The organism is Vibrio sp. CAU 1672 (genome assembly GCF_029223195.1).
In the GTDB taxonomy this organism is placed as follows: Bacteria; Pseudomonadota; Gammaproteobacteria; order Enterobacterales; family Vibrionaceae; genus Vibrio.
The window spans coordinates 35,024-51,495 of sequence record NZ_JARHUF010000002.1; the positions used below are offsets into that span (position 1 = coordinate 35,024).

Consider the following 16,472-nt stretch of genomic DNA (forward strand, 5'->3'; position numbering starts at 1 on the left):
GGTTATAGGTGCGTAAGGGCTAATTCATCACCCAAATGGGTGACGTTGCATATAATTGTTGCCTTTCTGTCGCATCACACTTCAGGCCATGTCGTCAGTTGGAATCAGCAGGTGGTTTTGATAATAGTGGGAGATAAGCTGGTTCTGGTGTTTGCAGCCGGTTTTGCGCAGCAGTTGTTTGATTTGGCTGCGGATGGTTTCTTTGGAGACCTGCCGGAGCTGGGCGATTTCTGACCCACTGTAGCCACGAGCCAGCAGATGGAGGATTTGGTTTTCTGCACTGGTGAGGTTTTGGCTGTGAGTGCGAACATCAGTGGGGGGATTGCGAAAATGGGACCAACTGAGCATCAGCTGGCGTTGGGCAATCCAACTGTTGGACCAGTCGATCAGTAGCCGCCAGACCAAGGTGAGTTGTTGAAATTGATTTGGCGTGAGAGGACGGAAACTGTGGCAACTTAGCAGCATCATGTGGCGATGCATCAGGGGGTACAGACCGCTGTAGCCTTGTCTGAGTTGCAAGGTCGGCACCAGAATGTCCAGGAACACTTCATCATTAATGTTGTTGATTGGAACCAGTTGCTGAATATGGCTCAGTTGGCCAAATAGTCGGGTGTTCATGTATTCGTTTAAGTAAACATCGTGGTGTTGGTATGCCTCATATACCTGCAACTGCTTTTGGGTGAAACCGAAGTTAAAATCAAATACCGGCTTTTGGGTACGATCAAGCACCATAAACACCGCGTGCTCCAAACCGAGTTTGTTGAGCTCTTTTTGTGCAATTTCTTCCAATAGGTTGGAAGGCAGCATGCCGGAAGGTGGGAGTTCAAAAATGGCCATTGATTTTCTATACAGTCTCGTCTTATCTCACTATTAACTGTAATGCATAAGTGACTGATTGCTCATTTGTCGGTCATTTTTTTACGGGCTTTTTGATATGGTACAACATTTAAGTGTGAGGCGAGTGAAGTGGTTTTAACGGAGGATATTTAGCCGGGCTTTTCGCAATGATAAACAGTGCCTCTTTTGGGGAGAGGCGCCGGGCGACAGCGTATTTTATAATCGCGGTTTAAAACGGATGCTCAGCAAACTGATGGCTGCTTTCCAGCATCTTTTCTGCCACATAACGGTGGGTGGCGGTGGTTGGGTGGGGACATCCCAGAAGACAAATTTCTCAGAGCCTTGTGTGGCGCACTCTGCCCGAAGTGGGTGGCTGTACAGATAATCCATGGATGACGAACGGTTAATGTCCAGACAAGCCTCACTGGCATTCACAAAGCCATGTTGCTCTGGATTGGAAGTCAGATCTTCAAACAGAGCATGAGTATTAAATAAAGTGACGCTGTAACCTTTATTCAGATAATAGGTTGCCTGAGCTTTGATAAACTCATTCATTTCACGCACCTTGGTACGAATGGCCTGAATATCTTCTTGAGTTGAGTATTTAAACGCGGTGCTTTAGTGGCATCTGGCAGAGTCATTAACATAAAGTTCTGCGCCCCGGCATCGGTCAGGCGGATCATTGCTTCACTGTAGTCAGACTTCACTTCAGAGACACTGCGGCCATAATTCATAAAGTCATTTAAACCAAACTCCAGCGTGAACAGCGTATTGGCTGGCTGGTAGTTTTTTGCCAGTTTGGCGTAAGTCAGGTAGGACGAAACCTGATCGCCAATCCCGGTCAGGGCAAGATATTGGTTCTCTCCCGCAGCGCCGCCAACCGCCCAGTTATACAGGGGCAGATTTTTTGCCTTGGCAAGATACTCCGTCCAGACAAAGCCGTTAGAAAAGTGTCCAAGAAACCAACTGTTTGGGTTAGGAAAGCGCCATTGCGAGGCGTTGAATATGTTGCTAGTGTCGGACAAGCTGTCACCCAGGGCGCCGATTTTGTTGACCTGGGCAGGTTGCATCACCGGATCGTTACTTCAGATGGTGTGGTTGTATGACCAGCGGTTATCGGCGGCAAAGAACGTGATGTCGGCGTTTTCATTGTCCGGATCCAGCGTTTGCTCACAGCGCTGGCGGATCAGGTTTTGCGAGGTGTCGGTATAAAACATGTTCTTAAAGGATACCGAGCTCCACCAGTAACCTTCGAGGGTGAAGTAGCTACCGTCCGGGTTTTGGGCCCACTCCCAGTCGTTGGTAGCGTCGTCACGGGAATAACTGGTGCGGTACCAGCAGCGTACATAGGTGTAGGTTTTTTGACTTTGGGTACTGATCACTTCAGCGGCAGTGATCATATTTGGGGTAAGGGGGGATTCCTGAGCCATGGCCGACGCTAAAGGCAGTAGTGTGCTTAGTAATGTGATTGTTCTTTTCATCATTTACTCTTCTTTGGTTATTGTATAACTGATGAGTTTTTTCTCATTAATAAGCCAATTTTGAGTTCTTACTCTAATTAGTCAATTGCCGAGTTATGCGTTGTCGCTGTTTTGGCACCGTGGTCATTAAAATATTCATCACGCCAATGCGCAAATCAGATAAAAACACCACAGAGAGTGGGTTGCTATTCACCACTTGCTATAATAAGCATTTGCTTTATAAGTATTTGTTCCGATTTTTGCTTTGTTAACTAATATCGCTTGTTGAGTGATTTAGGCCATTGTCAGTGATGTGTTTGTTAATGCATTAACCACTACATCTACGGTAATATTCCTTTACTCAACGGACATGATTCCCACTTTGGCCTTGAGCCTGAACATGGATGATGTTGGCCGGTACGGTCGCTGGTGCGATGGTGAGCATGATTTTCGCCGCTATTGTTCAGAAAATGTGTTCAGAAAATGGTAAGAAAAAAGCCCTCAGGTTTGGTGAAAAAGATAAGGACACCTCGTGCAGTACGTAAAAATTAAAGATTCGATGGTTGAACAGATTGAGGCGGGCATGTTGTCGCCGCGGCAAAAACTGCCAGCGGAGCGTAAGCTGGCGGAGTCGTTCGATACTACCCGAGTGACTTTACGTGAAGCTTTATCGCTACTGGAAGCGGAAGGGCGGATTTACCGTGAAGATCGCCGCGGCTGGTTTATCTCCCCGGAGCCATTACGTTACGATCCGAGCCAAAAGTTGAGTTTCCCCGATATAGCGAAATCGCAAAATCGTATACCAAAAACTGAATTGCTGGCTGCAAAAGGTATTTTAGCCAATAAACTGGCCGCCCGTTTGCTGAACTTACCGCCGTTTTCTGATGTTTATCGTGTCGATCGGGTGCGTTATTTGGAAGATCGGCCGGTGGTTTACATGACAAACTATATCCGCCCGGAGTGCTTCCCAAACCTGCTCGATTTTGAACTGAACCATTCACTTACTGACATTTATCATGAGCATTTTGGCGTGGTGTATCAGAAGAGCCAGTATCGCATTTCAACCAGTACTTTGTTAGGCGACACGGCTCAGGCGCTACGCGCGACCTCAGGCACACCTGCGATGGTTATCGAACGCATTAACTATAACCAGCATGGTGAGCTGATTGACTGTGAGATCTCCCACTGGCGTCATGATGCGATCTGCATTGAATCGGTGGTTGAGCTGAACCGCTGAGCGCATCACAAAAGCGCCATACTTATCCTTTTAGTGTATCGGAAAACGTTTGTTTGGTTTGGTCTAACCATTCGTAACGACGTCGGTACATAGAACGTTTCGAGCGCGACATACCCTCTGTATCGCGTCTGGTGTCATTGATTTTTAATTGGTAGAAGTTGCGGTTGTACTCGGTACCGCCCAGTTCTTTCCACAGCGCATCGTAATCGGTTTTAATGCGCCCTTTGCTATAACGTTTGGCTGCATAAGAGTGGGAATGGGTTTTTACCCCCAGAAGTGTTTCTACGTTCCAGATTTGAGCAAGTAAGGTCAGCAGGCTTACCATCAGGCTTTTGGGTCTTTGGCCGTACAATTTGCGGGTCAGCTTCTTGATCCTGGCGTTGTTTTCTTCGCTGCTGCGTGGTCCCTGTAAACCACCAATCATGATGCTGCGGCCTCCGTTCTCATGACCCAGAGTGAAAGAAAGTGTATAGAAGTTGCCACATTCTTTACTGTGTAACACCAGACTCATATCCCCTTCTTTTTGATAACGCCCGTCGAAAACAAGTCGGATTGAGTAGGTCACGCCGTCGATTTCAAAAGAAGTTAAGGTTAACCCATCAATATCAGAGTAGATCTCCTTGATTATCGCTTGAGGCATTAGTTGTGAAATGGTGTTGTAGTGATCGACCACTAAGCGGGAACGCTCAAATGCGGGGCTGTTTTTGATGATGTAAGGACGAAATGGTTTTTCTAAAAACCGGTGAGTACGGGTACACAACATCTCAAGCAGAGACGTTTCAATGTTGCCCGCAAGATACGCAAATGATTTCTTGTAGAGCAGGGCCCTGGCAATGAACTTAATGCGATATGTCCAGATCGGCTTGTAAGTCTCAGCATACTCATCGGAGTAAATGGTTTTAGTGTGGTGAAGGATGGATTTATTCATGACAGTTTCACTCCAGGCTCACTTATTCGATTGCCCTAACGCGCAGATGGCCAGAACGGAACATCCAAATTGGGTTTACCTCTATAAGGTAAAAAAGAAGTGTTTTCGCGATAACGGCAGTGAATATAAGATTATTTTGAACGGTGTTTTTTTCTGATTTTAAGAGATAAGCTGAATAAAGTATTGTATGGGTTGGTAAGTGAGTGTCATGAATGTGTAACGGTGGGAGGGTAGCTGATGGGAGTCGCTTAAGAGTTTGGCGCTGACTTTCCCATGAGTTTTGATCCTACCCTACCATGTCAATGTCGCATTTGCTTGCCAACGGCACGCACGCCGGTGATGCAAAATACAGCTTCGTCATCGGCTCCTAAGGTAGGATTAATCTGCCAAGCCCCCTCTGAGACGAGCGTTTGAGACCTCGCTCATACGTTGAAGTATAACTGCGATTAATCTAACAATCTGAAACATTATCAGCACCATAGATCAAACTATGAGTGCTAAGATACCCGGACATATCGAGTCGTTGTTACTCGTAAATCATCTTGTTCAGGTTTGCCAGGAGGGAGAGTGGAAATGTCAAAAAGTGACAGAGAGAGTGCGATCTTTCGTACTGGTGATCTGATCTGCCGGCCTGCCAGTTACTGGACGATGACCGTACATCAGTTGCTGAACCATTTGTATTCACGTGGTTTTACCGCCTGTCCGCGCGCCGTGTCGATAGAAGGTGGTAAAGAGCTGCTGAGTTATCTTGAGGGAGATAGTTACAACTACCCGTTACACGGGCCGATCGCGTCATTAAATGCGCTAAAATCAGCGGCCAAAATACTCAGACAACTGCATGACGCCTCCGAGGACTTTCTTACCGAGCATCGAGACGAAGTATTGCACTGGATGCTACCGGAGAGAGCTCCCAGGGAAGTGATCTGCCACGGCGATTTCATGCCTTACAACGTTGTACTTAAAGATGATGAGGTGGTTGGAGTGTTCGATTTTGATACGGCACACCCGGCACCAAGAATTTGGGATATTGCGCTGTCCGTCTACGGCTGGGCGCCGTTTAAAACCGATACCAACGACCGGCTTGGGACACTGCCACAACAGATAATCCGTGCCAAAATTTTCTGTGACAGCTATGGTTGCTCACGCTTACAGCGAGAAGAACTGGTGGATATGATGACGCTGCGTTTGACGGCACTGGTTGACTATATACGCCAACAGGCTGTTAGCGGAGACGGGCAATTTGTGGCGAACGTAGCTCAGGGGCATGATAGCGCCTACTTAAAAGATATTGAGTACCTGCGCAGGCACCGTGAGGCGATTACTCTGGGGTTATTAGGCAGGTTGGGGTGATAATAAAACCGGAAGCCAATGGCTTCCGGTTTGGGCTGAATGGAGTACGTTGTGGTGTTATGCCTCGGCCTCCACCAACTCAGGTGCCACTTCGTGTTGTTTCGCACTGTCGAGCATTTTGCGGATCACTAAAGATGCTGCTAATGCGATAACTACCATGACCACTGCCAGTACAGTAAATAACTGGAAGTAATCACCATAAACGGTTTGCACGATCTCTTGAGTGATTTCCTGGCCTTTTTCCAACGCGATGGACGTTGAGAGCGCAGCACCGACAATACCACTCAGTGCAATGGCGACAGAGAACAGGCTGACAGAGAAGTTCTCGATGTGTTTAGGTGCAACAGAAAGAATGAAAGCAACCACCATTGAGCCGACAATAACTTCGGCAATCGCCTGGAAAAAGTGAATGGCCAGGAAGATTTCCGGCGCGATCACCACATCCTCACCAACGGTGGTAACGGCAAAGGTCAGAATACCAAAAGCAATTGCAGTCAGGACAAACGCCAGGGCAATCTTTGTTGCAGTAGATAAATGGATATCACGCTTTTCCAGCATACCAAAGAAGCCCGCAACCATCGGGCCGCCGACCATGCACCACAGCGGGTTCATGGCCATGGCTGCTTCTGGCTCCAGCGGGATGAAGCCGAACAGCGAACCTTTGAGGGTATTGATCGCGACCATGTTCATTGATGTCATCATCTGACCGTAGTAAACGAAGAAACAGGTGGTCAGAAACGTGACGATAAGGATCGTACCCATTTTCAGAGATTCTGCTTTGTTGGCTTTGACCATCAGCGAAATGAAGTACAGGATAGCAGCGCCACCGATGGCGTAGACGATGTTCTGGCCAATATCCATGTTAGAGAACATGAAGAATACCAGCCCAATCATTGCAACAGAGACAAGAGCAAAGAAAAGCCAGTTTTTCAGGCTGACCGATGTTTGATCCAACTCAGTTGCCACACCAACTAATCCTTTACGTAAGGTAATCAGCATCAATAATGCGGCCCCCGCCATCACGGCCGAGATAGTAAACCCGCCGTTGAAGCCGATCACCAGTACGATCATCGGGAACAGGTATTGGCCGAGAAACGCACCGACATTGTTAACGGAGTAGTTGATTGGGTAACCTTTTTCAAAGTCTTCCTGCGATTTGAACGTGCGTTTATAAAGGCTGGGATAAGAAGGAGACATCAAACCACGTCCATAACTCGCCAGGGCTATACCACACATTGAAAGGGGAACGTTGGTTGCTGAGGCACCTAACACCAACAGCACATAGCCGGATGCAAAAGCCAGAAAAGCAATCGAAAGCGAGCGGTAAGCCCCTAAAAACTTATCGGCTATAAACCCGCCGGCAATGGCGAATAAAGGCCCAATTGCAGAGAAGGCACCCACAATCATCATGGTGTCTGCTTCGTTGTAATTGAGGTCTTCTAAGAAGAAACGTGTCAGGCTTACTAACACACCATAAAATGATAAGCCAAACATCATTTGGCAGAACATCATGGATTTATTTAACTTATTCCACATAATTTAATCTCTTATACACGCATAAAGGTAGTTATTGTTTCTGCTGTATGGTATTAAAACGACATATTACATTTCGTAACAATTGTCGCATAAAGAGCATGAGGTGCACTATATTTTCTAATGCGAAACGATTGCTATGCTAATGGCTTGTTCTGGATTAATCGCACATTAGTCGAGCAAAGTGTCGTTTTTGATTTGCTTTGTGGCATTTTATGTTTTAATGGATTTCTTGAGGGGATGCCTATTTTGCGGAGTTTGAGCTACGGTCATCCATAGTTGGTGACAGAAGATACACCAACTATGGAGCCTGGTGATGGCTTTTTACGCCAGAAGGGCAGACTTATTCACATGGCGGGGCCATATGAATAATTGCCAATCCGCCCAGTGAGGTTTCACGATATTTCTTATTCATATCCTTGCCGGTCTGATACATGGTTTCGATAACCTTATCTAATGAAATCAGACATTTGCTGGTGCGCTTTAATGCCATGCGCGACGCGTTGATCGCCTTCACCGCACCCATTGCGTTGCGTTCAATACAAGGCACCTGAACTAACCCTCCAATTGGGTCACAGGTCATCCCTAGTGAATGCTCCATCGCGATTTCAGCGGCGATGCAAATTTGTTCGTTGCTGCCACCACGCAGGGCGGTTAATCCTGCCGCGGCCATTGACGAAGATACACCGATCTCACCCTGACACCCGACTTCTGCCCCGGAAATAGAAGCATTGGTTTTATACAGAATGCCGATCGCGCCGGCTACGGCGAGAAAATCCTTCAGCTGTCGGGTATCAAGCTCTTTGATAAACTTGTGATAGTACATCAGTACTGCCGGGATCACGCCTGCAGCGCCGTTGGTGGGAGATGTCACCACCTGCCCGCCGGCGGCGTTTTCTTCACTCACCGCAAAAGCAAACAGGTTGATCCAGTCCATGATTTCCATCGGATCATTTTCTATCGCTGCGTTAGCCTCAAGTTTTTTCAATAAATTTGGTGCGCGACGGGTGACATTCAGGCCTCCCTCGAGGATGCCTTCGGTTTCAAACCCGCGCTGCATGCACAGTGACATCACCTTCCAGATCTGCTCGGTGCGCTGGTCAATCTCTGGCAGGGAACGAAACTGTTGTTCATTTTTTAGGATCATCCCACCCAGGCTCAAGCCGTGCTGTTCTGCCAGGGCCAACATCTCCTCGGCGGAAGTGAAATTGAAGGGTACTTGGGTTTCCGGGTCACTACTGCCATGTTCAAGTTCATCGGCTGTTACGATGAAGCCACCACCGATCGAGTAGTAGGTCTCAAACGCGATCTGGTTGCCTGCGGCATTAAACCCGGTGATGGTCATGCCATTTTCATGCAGTGGCAGATCTTCGCGATGGAAGATGATGTCTTGCTGGTAATTGAAGGGAATACTGTGAGTGCCGCCCAGTGGTAACGTCGCACTTTTTATGGCGTCTTGCAGGGTCTGCTTGGCGCTGGTTACCTTGATAGTATCAGGCTGATTGCCCATTAAGCCCAGCACCACCGCGCGGTCGGTATGGTGGCCTTTCCCGGTCAGTGAGAGGGAACCATACAGATCGACCTGCACTTTATGCACATTGGCCGATGCGGGCATCAGCTTTTGTGAAAAACGGTAGCCCGCCAGCATCGGGCCATTAGTATGAGAGCTGGATGGACCGACACCTATTTTGAAAATATCGAAAATCGACAGCATAATGGACTTCCTATTGAATGAGCCTTTCTAATAATATGTGAAATCAGGGTGATAGCGGAGTTTTTCCGTGCTGGGGACACAATATTTGAGTGTTGTTAATTAAATGTTACCATTGCGGGCAGTGTTCGGCCAAGGTGTTTTTGTCTCTGGGATAGACTTAAGTTCAGGTGAAATGAGAGCGTAGACATGCAGGTTAATCATGTTGTTATCGTGTTAGGAAAACGGCTGGTACATGGTGAGCTTACGGCGGAAGGGCGTTCCCGGGTGCAGGCGTTAGTTGAGCTGTTACCACAGCTGCCGCTTGAACAGACGGCTGTGGTATTTTGTGGCGGGATCACACCGGATCAGTTATATGCCGAAGCGGACAGAATGCTGGAGTATTATCAGCAGCTTGTTAGTGAGAATGGCATAGGGTTCAATCTGCCTGAGCGACATATTCTGCTGGAAAACCGTTCACTGAATACGGTACAAAACATTCAGAATGCAGCGGCGGAGTTGCTTCGCAGTGGTCTGTGTCTTCCCGGTGAGGCTATTCGGGTGACACTATTATCGAATGACTACCATCTGCAGCGAATTATTGAAATTCAAACTCTGATGGATGAGCAAGGTTTATTGCGGACGTTGAAACAATATTGCCAGCGTGCCGGACTGCAGTTAGAGATCCCTCTGGACATCAGCGAGCACTGCAGTGTTCCTTACCCTCATCGGGGTGAGCGTGCTCAGGCATTTTTACATCTTGATGAGTTGACCACTTACCGCGTTTATCTTGAAGGGATAGTGAGCGGGGTTTTTCAGCGCGATTTAGCTGAGGTCAAAGCTGGACCTTTTGCAGTTGCTATCCGGGCCGTGGCTGCCCTTGAACGTCTGCCGCTGGAAGAGGAAGAGCAAGCGGCAATTGCGCAAATGAAACAGGCCATCGAATGGACGGCCGATGATGATTCACGCGAAGCCGCGCAACAGGCATTGACGTCGCTGCACCCGATTTTAACGGCACTGAATCAACGCCTTGATCCTGAAGCTATTGCTTAAGCTCACGTTGTGTACGAACAGCGCTCAACGCTATCAGGCAGTAAGAAAGCAGCTCAATCGCTTCTTCAGAAATGTTCTTCACCTCTCGCACATAATGGACATCCATTACCTGTTTCCAGAAGCTGCCCATTCCGTATAGACGGGAGAACACTAGAAGCAATACCACAGCACCAATGAGTAGCTTCATGTAAGGGGTTTGCAAAAGAGTAGCCATCTCGTTCACGGTTTCTTTACCGCCTTGATATGCCTGAGTGCACGCAAGTACGGTGATCAGCAGCGCCGGGTAGACCCATGAACCGTGGCGGAGCATATCCAGCCAATAATCCATTTCACGGATCAGTAATACGGCAAAAAAGCCTGATATTAACAGTGCTGCATGTTTTAGCTGTTGCTGTTGTTTTGAGATGCGGTAAAACGACCATGCCGTAATGCTTAGCATGACTAATTGCAGCGACTCTGTGGCTGAGACTTCACCTAAGCCGGTGCCCAGCAAGAGGTAATCAATACGAATACTGAGGTTAACCAAAACACTGATCGCAAGGATCGCCAGTAAGCTAAGGCTGGATTGATCAAGGACGTGTTTTGACTCTTGGCTGATAATGTCCGGACCTACTGAGTTGGCCTGATTTACGGTATGGATTTTCATTTTGTCCGCCTGTTCTCCGAGAAATGTGGAAAACCTGAGTTATTGTCATGATGAATAATTTTATTGTCCACATGGATAGTATTGTCAGGGGAATGTCAAAAAAACACCGTTCGATAATGTATTGTTGAACAATCACTGGTCGTTGGACAGGCGTTTTGACAATAAGGGGAGCAAGGGAAGTGTGGGCCGCAGAGCAAACAAGGGCTCTGCGATCCCTGTGGTGAAAAATAGCAATATCTGTTGTGGTGAGCGTTTGTGTTATGGCGCCGTATTTTGAGTATGACTGTTACCGTAGAACTCTGACAGCTCAGTACGCTGTTCTGCTGAAATCTGGCAGTAAGTTATACGCTGGCCGTGTTCGGTTTCCATTTGCAGGCCACCCCCTTGCTGCACGCAATAAATTGAAGCTGGGTTGGTCACCGTGTCGTAATCGACCACGTCGTACGCATCATAAGCCTGTTGCATGTCGGCGCAGCCCGCCACACTCGACACCACTGCGACGGCTGCGAGTAAGTGCTTTATTTTCATTTTAGGTCTCCACGCGGAATGAGTGATTATGTGCTGATTATAGGAGATGTTCACTGATGCATTGTCTTAACTCTGTTAAATGCGCTGGCTGGGCATGCTAATCAGGGGCGTCGCCTGAGCAGGGGCACCTTTCCTTTCAGACTCGCTTCTGCGCCCGGAATTATGTAGTATGCGCGCAATACATTTACCGCTGTAATTCTCATGAGACATTTAAAGACCACGACACATCCAGACATTGAACATCTTGATGACAAGACCATTTTCCAGCGCCAGGCGGCACGAGCCATTGTGCTGAGTGGGGAAGACATACTGCTGCTGTTCACTGAGCGCTATCACGATTACACCTTGCCGGGTGGTGGAATTGATGACGGAGAAGATATTCTTGCCGGGCTGGTGCGTGAGTTGGAAGAAGAGACCGGGGCGAAAAATATACACAACATTAAGCCGTATGGCTTATTTGAAGAGTTTCGACCTTGGTACAAAGACAATGCCGATGTGGTACATATGATTTCTTATTGTTACACGTGCAAAATCGATCGAAAACTCGGAGAGACAGCCTACGAGGACTATGAAGTCAAAAATGGCATGCGGCCGGTATGGATTAACATCTTTGACGCGATTGCCCACAATGAGAAAACCATGGCGGAGAGCCCGAAGAAAGGCATGAGCATTGAACGCGAAACCTACTTGTTGCAATTGATCGCCAAAGAGTTGCTGTAACCAATTAAAAAAGTCCGAGTTCCCCCCCGGAACCCGGACTTATTCCAGACGCGCAAGCGAAGCGCCATCTCTTTTTTCTGTTCTAAGATACAATAGCGGTTTTACATTCACCCTGTAAATAGTTTATTTGTTGAACACTTCTATTTTACTCGCGTTTGAAGAGGGAGTGCGACGTAAATCAATCTAGGGTTTATTGCCCATCAAATAGTCTCAACTGTGTGAACAGCCAATCTCAGTATAGAGATAGATTAACGCATTGGTTTTACGCACGTTTGCACCAAAATCACAGATTGAGCATTCAGCGCGTATTTGCGGAGCAATGCAGGCTTATCCCAAGTTATATCAGTAATCTGATCATTCTTGCTGGTTAAAATCGCTGATAACGGCATGGTCGATTAGAATAATAGTTAACCGAAATCTACGCCTTGTTCTAAGCGATGCTTCCTGCGCAATTTTCTGAACATCTACTTATCCAGATTGGTATTACTTGCCCGTAAGACGGGGGAGCGTGTGGCCAGGCTAAAGGGAGATTAAAGGTGGCAGGGGTGAAAAATCTACCAGTGGCATCTGGTTGTCTTGGGTGTTACCAGCGTAGAGAAACAGTGGCCGGAAAGAGGAACGTTGTAATTTTGATATATCGACCAGTGTTTTGAGCGCATAGAAGCGCTGTACGTACTGGCGGGTTTCCTGCGGTAATGGAAGCTTGGCAAACTCCCTCGTCCCCGCACGTTTAACCGCTCTGGCAACTCGTCCTTCACCAGCGTTATAGGCGGCGAGGGTGAGCGCGAGGTCTTGGTCAAATTTGTTGTACAGGAACTGCAAATATTTCAGCGCAGCTTGAGTACTGGCCTGGCTGTCAAAGCGTTGATCGTTGGTGCCATCCACTCGCAGGCCAAAGCGTCTGGCGGTTGCCGGGATCAGTTGCCACAAACCTGCGGCGTTGGCATGGGAGACGGCACTGGCGTCAAACGAAGATTCCAGCATAGGAACCAAAACCAGGCTGGAGGGCAGTGATTTTTCATCCAGTTGACTAAAAATCCGGTTTACAAGCGGGCTGAACTGGGACAGGCGTTTTTGTATGTGTGATTGATAGGGGCGGAGTATATTAATCTGCTTGTCGATTTTATGTTGCTGCGGGGCAGCAGAAACTGACGGTACAACGAGCAAGCACCATAGGCTGAATAGAAAACAGCCTGCATGACACCAACAGGGTAATGCAGGCACATGCAGCGAAAGTCGTTTAAAACGAGCGCTCTTCATACGTGTGCTGTACAGGGTGCTTGATCTGATTTAACAGTTCGTGAAAAGCTGCAGAGCTTTGACCATTACTCTGGTTTAATTGCTGGCACTGCTTAATCAGGCCTTTCAACGTAGCCCACTGTTGCCTCAGTTGTGGAGTAAGCCGTCTTGGCAAAGCGCTCAGCAGTCGGTTGACGCTATGTTCATTGGCACTCAGCCCCAGTTGCTGCAGGCACTGGCTTCTTTCGCTTGCAGAACTATTTAGCTGATTGAGAATCGGCGTCTGCTTGTGAAGGTTGTCATTGAGTGCCTGACCATCAAATTGCAAATACAGAGATTTCTGTACCTGAAGTAATGGCAACAGTTGTTGGTATAGCTTAATGTCATGAGCTATTGTCCGAACAAAGGTTTGAATTAGCTGAGAGCGGCTTGTCGCCATAACTCACACTCCTATGAATCTGGGATTACTCGTGTCCGGTATGGAACTGCATGATCGCTTTAGACAATGCTTCAGTGTCGAGGCTTAACTCGCCACGGGAAAGAGCATTACGGATGGCTTCCACTTTCGCCATATCCACATCAGGCAGCGCTGCCATCTCAGTTTGAGCACGGTCAATTGCAGCAGTGTTAGCCTGGAATGTGTTCTCACTCACTTTAGTTGGTGTAGGCGTTTCCAGCGGCTTTTTGCTTGCCTGCTGAAACTTGCTCTGTGGAATATGCCCGCCTGCTACTTTATCGATTTTCATTCTGTGATCCTCAATCATCATCTCCTAAAATGAAAAGGCGACTTGTCCGTGACGATCATTAAATCAAATTGCGATTTATTTTTTTACTCTATTTCCCGTTGCTGTTTCGAGGAGTAAAGTTCAAAAATGATACATCGAGTCCAAAATCAAAACTGGGTATGGACTTGGTTAAGTCCGGTCACTACCGCTTTGATCACCTTGCCTGATTTGCTGTTGCGTACTTCAATTTGTTGATTCTTCTTACCATCCTCTAAGGCGACCCCTTTAGTGGTGGCCGTAAATCCATCTTTGCTGGCAATAATCACAACCTGGTTGCCTTTTTCAACCAATGGCGGCGCACTCAGGTTATTTGGGTTGACGATTTGCCCTGCCCGGATACGGCGCGTCGTCTCAAGCCCGGCGGCATCGGTGATGGCGGTATAAAAGTCTTCTTGGCGGGTCAGAGTGCGCTGATCCAGTTGCAGGTTGGTTGCTGGTACGACTTCACTCCGTCCCATGGAGACTTTCGTAACCACTACCGGCAGGGTTAGCGCCGCTTTGATGGTGATACTAATCCGCCAGGGCGAATCCACCGCCTGGCAACTTACGGCACGCTTGAGGTTACCTACCGGGAGAGTTTGGTTATCACGTCCGCTGATCACTAAATCTTCCGGGCAAGCAGGCAGGTGGCTGGCAGCACCCGGCACCCAAATTTTGTAATCCAGCTGGTAATCTTGCCAGTGCTGCATGCGGGCTTGAGTGGCGACTTCATGTTCAAAATGCTGCGCGATGTGCTGTTTTAAACTCTGTTCCGACAGCATTTCAACCTGCGCTATCGCTGACAAGGGCAAGCTGAATCCCAGCCCCAGCCCCAGCGAGGAAATAGCGTATTTCCCCTTGCTTAGGATGACTTCCGTTAGTCGGAAGTTCCGCTTCCTGCCTTGTTTGTAAATCATTGATAAATAGCCTGATTTTTTATGGCACGTATCTTGTGTCTGTCTAGCCGTATTCGAGCTGACTTTAAGGAAATATGCATGGCGATCACATTCGAAAATGCGTTAGGTGTACATCCAGAGGCACTGAACTTTCGTGTTCAGCGTACCAAAGTCCTCGCCAGTAACCTAGCAAATGTTGATACCCCTGGGTATCTGGCCAGAGACCTGAGTTTTACCACTGTCATGGGGCAGATGTCACCGGGCAGTGTCAACCAATCCGTGCCGAAGTTGCAGGTAACGAGTCAATATTCGATTCCTTACCAGAACAGCAAAGACGGTAATACGGTGGAGCTGGGTGTAGAACAAGCCAAATTCACCCAAAATAACATGGACTTTCAAACTAGCCTGACGTTTCTCAACATGAAATTTAACGGCTTGGCGAAAGCGATTGAGGGACGTTAACGATGTCATTTACCGATATTTATTCTATCGCTGGTTCAGCCATGACGGCCCAAACCGTCCGTCTGAACACCGTTGCCAGTAATCTGGCTAACGCGGATGCAGTTTCCGCAAACCCGAATGATGCCTATAAAGCGCTTAAGCCGGTGTTTGCAACCGTATACAGCAAAACTCAAATGACCAGCAGCAACAATGCTTACCCGAATGCGGAAGTACGCATTGTCGATGTGGTGAAAAATACCGGGCCAGCCGAGAAACGCTTTGAGCCGAGTAATCCGCTGGCTAACGATGATGGTTACGTGTACTACCCGGATATCGATGTCGTGGCAGAAATGGCTGACATGATGTCAGCAACACGTAGCTTCGAGACCAATGTTGAGGTGCTTTCTAACGTAAGAAGCATGCAACAAGGGCTACTCAAACTAGGGCAGGGTAGCTGATGAGTCTTGCGCAATATACTGCTTTGTCAGCCGATACCCCGCTCAGCTCTAACGGCTCTGATAAAGCCGGGGTTTCGGCCAACCCACAGGATATGAACAGTGCGACTTCGCTGGAGAACGAGTTCATTAACTTGATGGTAGCGCAAATCCAGAATCAGGACCCGCTCAATCCATTGGATGGTACTGAATACGTTGGTCAGCTGGCGCAGTTTTCCCAAGTTCAGAGTATGGAAAACATGTCCAGCCTGATGCAAAACAGCATGGTGCTGTTAGATAACATGCAGGTGCTATCCACCGCGGGCTTAGTAGGTCAGAAGGTATACGTGGCTGGTAACGAGTTTGAGTTGGGTGAAGCTGCGCAAAGCGGCAAGATTGAGCTGCAACATGGTTCAAACCAAGTCACGCTGGTGGTCAAAGACGAATATGGCCAATCTAGCAAAGTGCCTTTAGGGGCCCATGGGGCCGGCGATGTGGATTTTTCTATTGACCCGAAAGAGCTTGGGCTCAAACCCGGAAAATATACGGTATCTGTTGAAGTGCAGGAAGGCCAAGCCAGCCCGAATGTGTTACTCGCCGGTACTGTTGAACAAGTAAGAATTCCAAATACAGGTGGTGCTGCACTCGTCAACATTGAAGGTGTGGGCAGTGTTCCTTTTTATCAAATTACCCAGTTTGGTGCATAGCCAAATAAG

The 16,472-nt window shown here is 47.9% G+C and carries 17 protein-coding genes and 2 pseudogenes; 8 read left to right on the forward strand and 11 right to left on the reverse strand.

Annotated features, from left to right (window positions below; all coding sequences use genetic code 11):
• Positions 1 to 81: 81 nt before the first annotated feature.
• Together P2G85_RS02410 and P2G85_RS02415 are read right to left on the reverse strand one after the other, a co-directional pair.
• Positions 82 to 837, reverse strand: coding sequence for a helix-turn-helix transcriptional regulator (locus tag P2G85_RS02410; protein WP_275862526.1), 756 nt, complete (start codon positions 835 to 837; stop codon positions 82 to 84).
• Between the two features lie 229 nt (positions 838 to 1,066).
• Positions 1,067 to 2,318 (reverse strand): annotated as a pseudogene (locus P2G85_RS02415) (SGNH/GDSL hydrolase family protein).
• Positions 2,319 to 2,613: 295 nt separating this feature from the next.
• Between P2G85_RS02415 and P2G85_RS02420 the strand changes: the two are divergent.
• Together P2G85_RS02420 and phnR are read left to right on the forward strand one after the other, a co-directional pair.
• Positions 2,614 to 2,721, forward strand: a pseudogene (locus tag P2G85_RS02420) (ABC transporter permease); the annotation flags it as partial.
• Positions 2,722 to 2,829: 108 nt separating this feature from the next.
• Positions 2,830 to 3,534 carry a phosphonate utilization transcriptional regulator PhnR gene (gene phnR / locus P2G85_RS02425; protein ID WP_275862527.1) on the forward strand — a complete coding sequence of 235 codons (705 nt, stop codon included), beginning with the start codon at positions 2,830 to 2,832 and terminating at the stop codon, positions 3,532 to 3,534.
• A gap of 22 nt (positions 3,535 to 3,556) precedes the next feature.
• Here phnR and P2G85_RS02430 read toward each other — a convergent pair whose 3' ends face one another.
• Complete coding sequence (locus P2G85_RS02430; protein ID WP_275862528.1) at positions 3,557 to 4,462, reverse strand: VirK/YbjX family protein; 906 nt, start codon at positions 4,460 to 4,462, stop codon at positions 3,557 to 3,559.
• A 573-nt stretch (positions 4,463 to 5,035) separates the two neighbouring features.
• Here P2G85_RS02430 and P2G85_RS02435 point away from each other — a divergent pair.
• The gene (locus P2G85_RS02435; RefSeq protein WP_275862529.1) at positions 5,036 to 5,812 is read left to right on the forward strand and encodes a phosphotransferase; all 777 of its coding nucleotides are present in this window, start codon (positions 5,036 to 5,038) and stop codon (positions 5,810 to 5,812) included.
• Positions 5,813 to 5,869: 57 nt separating this feature from the next.
• On the opposite strand, the gene P2G85_RS02440 is transcribed toward P2G85_RS02435, so the two are convergent.
• Both P2G85_RS02440 and P2G85_RS02445 read right to left on the reverse strand, forming a co-directional pair.
• Complete coding sequence (locus tag P2G85_RS02440) at positions 5,870 to 7,348, reverse strand: MFS transporter (protein ID WP_275862530.1); 1,479 nt, start codon at positions 7,346 to 7,348, stop codon at positions 5,870 to 5,872.
• 340 nt (positions 7,349 to 7,688) lie between these two features.
• Positions 7,689 to 9,059, reverse strand: coding sequence for an L-serine ammonia-lyase (locus tag P2G85_RS02445; RefSeq protein WP_275862531.1), 1,371 nt, complete (start codon positions 9,057 to 9,059; stop codon positions 7,689 to 7,691).
• 186 nt (positions 9,060 to 9,245) lie between these two features.
• Between P2G85_RS02445 and P2G85_RS02450 the strand changes: the two genes are divergently transcribed.
• Positions 9,246 to 10,088, forward strand: a complete 843-nt coding sequence (locus P2G85_RS02450; RefSeq protein WP_275862532.1) for a YdcF family protein — start codon at positions 9,246 to 9,248, stop codon at positions 10,086 to 10,088.
• Here P2G85_RS02450 and P2G85_RS02455 read toward each other — a convergent pair.
• Positions 10,078 to 10,734, reverse strand: a complete 657-nt coding sequence (locus P2G85_RS02455; RefSeq protein WP_275862533.1) for a hypothetical protein — start codon at positions 10,732 to 10,734, stop codon at positions 10,078 to 10,080. The genes P2G85_RS02450 and P2G85_RS02455 overlap by 11 nt on opposite strands.
• 258 nt (positions 10,735 to 10,992) lie before the next feature.
• Positions 10,993 to 11,262 carry a DUF333 domain-containing protein gene (locus tag P2G85_RS02460; protein WP_275862534.1) on the reverse strand — a complete coding sequence of 90 codons (270 nt, stop codon included), beginning with the start codon at positions 11,260 to 11,262 and terminating at the stop codon, positions 10,993 to 10,995.
• A gap of 201 nt (positions 11,263 to 11,463) precedes the next feature.
• On the opposite strand from P2G85_RS02460, the gene P2G85_RS02465 reads away from it, so the two are divergent.
• Positions 11,464 to 11,982, forward strand: coding sequence for an NUDIX hydrolase (locus tag P2G85_RS02465; protein ID WP_275862535.1), 519 nt, complete (start codon positions 11,464 to 11,466; stop codon positions 11,980 to 11,982).
• Positions 11,983 to 12,501: 519 nt separating this feature from the next.
• Here P2G85_RS02465 and P2G85_RS02470 read toward each other — a convergent pair.
• The 4 genes from P2G85_RS02470 to flgA form a co-directional block, all read right to left on the reverse strand.
• On the reverse strand, positions 12,502 to 13,242 hold the full coding sequence (locus P2G85_RS02470; protein ID WP_275862536.1) for a lytic transglycosylase domain-containing protein: 741 nt from the start codon (positions 13,240 to 13,242) through the stop codon (positions 12,502 to 12,504).
• The gene (gene flgN / locus P2G85_RS02475; protein WP_275862537.1) at positions 13,223 to 13,660 is read right to left on the reverse strand and encodes a flagellar export chaperone FlgN; all 438 of its coding nucleotides are present in this window, start codon (positions 13,658 to 13,660) and stop codon (positions 13,223 to 13,225) included. Before flgN ends, P2G85_RS02470 begins: the two co-directional genes overlap by 20 nt.
• Positions 13,661 to 13,685: 25 nt before the next feature.
• Complete coding sequence (gene flgM, locus P2G85_RS02480) at positions 13,686 to 13,967, reverse strand: flagellar biosynthesis anti-sigma factor FlgM (RefSeq protein ID WP_275862538.1); 282 nt, start codon at positions 13,965 to 13,967, stop codon at positions 13,686 to 13,688.
• 146 nt (positions 13,968 to 14,113) lie between these two features.
• Positions 14,114 to 14,902 (reverse strand): flagellar basal body P-ring formation chaperone FlgA, encoded by a 789-nt coding sequence (gene flgA / locus P2G85_RS02485; RefSeq protein WP_275862539.1) that lies wholly within the window; start codon positions 14,900 to 14,902, stop codon positions 14,114 to 14,116.
• Positions 14,903 to 14,980: 78 nt separating this feature from the next.
• On the opposite strand from flgA, the gene flgB reads away from it, so the two are divergent.
• From flgB to flgD, 3 genes are read left to right on the forward strand one after another with little or no spacing between them, the layout of a single operon-like run.
• On the forward strand, positions 14,981 to 15,343 hold the full coding sequence (gene flgB, locus P2G85_RS02490; RefSeq protein ID WP_275862540.1) for a flagellar basal body rod protein FlgB: 363 nt from the start codon (positions 14,981 to 14,983) through the stop codon (positions 15,341 to 15,343).
• A gap of 2 nt (positions 15,344 to 15,345) precedes the next feature.
• Positions 15,346 to 15,780: a flagellar basal body rod protein FlgC gene (gene flgC, locus P2G85_RS02495; protein ID WP_275862541.1), complete on the forward strand. Its 435-nt coding sequence runs from the start codon at positions 15,346 to 15,348 to the stop codon at positions 15,778 to 15,780.
• Positions 15,780 to 16,463 carry a flagellar hook assembly protein FlgD gene (gene flgD / locus P2G85_RS02500; protein ID WP_275862542.1) on the forward strand — a complete coding sequence of 228 codons (684 nt, stop codon included), beginning with the start codon at positions 15,780 to 15,782 and terminating at the stop codon, positions 16,461 to 16,463. The genes flgC and flgD overlap by 1 nt, the downstream gene beginning before the upstream one ends.
• The last annotated feature ends 9 nt before the right edge of the window (positions 16,464 to 16,472 follow it).

Coding starts and splice junctions, on each gene's coding strand:
- P2G85_RS02410 (WP_275862526.1), bottom strand. CDS start 837: ATGGCCATTTTTGAACTCCCACCTTCCGGCATGCTGCCTTCCAACCTA.
- P2G85_RS02430 (WP_275862528.1), bottom strand. CDS start 4,462: ATGAATAAATCCATCCTTCACCACACTAAAACCATTTACTCCGATGAG.
- P2G85_RS02435 (WP_275862529.1), top strand. CDS start 5,036: ATGTCAAAAAGTGACAGAGAGAGTGCGATCTTTCGTACTGGTGATCTG.
- P2G85_RS02440 (WP_275862530.1), bottom strand. CDS start 7,348: ATGTGGAATAAGTTAAATAAATCCATGATGTTCTGCCAAATGATGTTT.
- P2G85_RS02445 (WP_275862531.1), bottom strand. CDS start 9,059: ATGCTGTCGATTTTCGATATTTTCAAAATAGGTGTCGGTCCATCCAGC.
- P2G85_RS02450 (WP_275862532.1), top strand. CDS start 9,246: ATGCAGGTTAATCATGTTGTTATCGTGTTAGGAAAACGGCTGGTACAT.
- P2G85_RS02455 (WP_275862533.1), bottom strand. CDS start 10,734: ATGAAAATCCATACCGTAAATCAGGCCAACTCAGTAGGTCCGGACATT.
- P2G85_RS02460 (WP_275862534.1), bottom strand. CDS start 11,262: ATGAAAATAAAGCACTTACTCGCAGCCGTCGCAGTGGTGTCGAGTGTG.
- P2G85_RS02465 (WP_275862535.1), top strand. CDS start 11,464: ATGAGACATTTAAAGACCACGACACATCCAGACATTGAACATCTTGAT.
- P2G85_RS02470 (WP_275862536.1), bottom strand. CDS start 13,242: ATGAAGAGCGCTCGTTTTAAACGACTTTCGCTGCATGTGCCTGCATTA.
- flgN (WP_275862537.1), bottom strand. CDS start 13,660: ATGGCGACAAGCCGCTCTCAGCTAATTCAAACCTTTGTTCGGACAATA.
- flgM (WP_275862538.1), bottom strand. CDS start 13,967: ATGAAAATCGATAAAGTAGCAGGCGGGCATATTCCACAGAGCAAGTTT.
- flgA (WP_275862539.1), bottom strand. CDS start 14,902: ATGATTTACAAACAAGGCAGGAAGCGGAACTTCCGACTAACGGAAGTC.
- flgB (WP_275862540.1), top strand. CDS start 14,981: ATGGCGATCACATTCGAAAATGCGTTAGGTGTACATCCAGAGGCACTG.
- flgC (WP_275862541.1), top strand. CDS start 15,346: ATGTCATTTACCGATATTTATTCTATCGCTGGTTCAGCCATGACGGCC.
- flgD (WP_275862542.1), top strand. CDS start 15,780: ATGAGTCTTGCGCAATATACTGCTTTGTCAGCCGATACCCCGCTCAGC.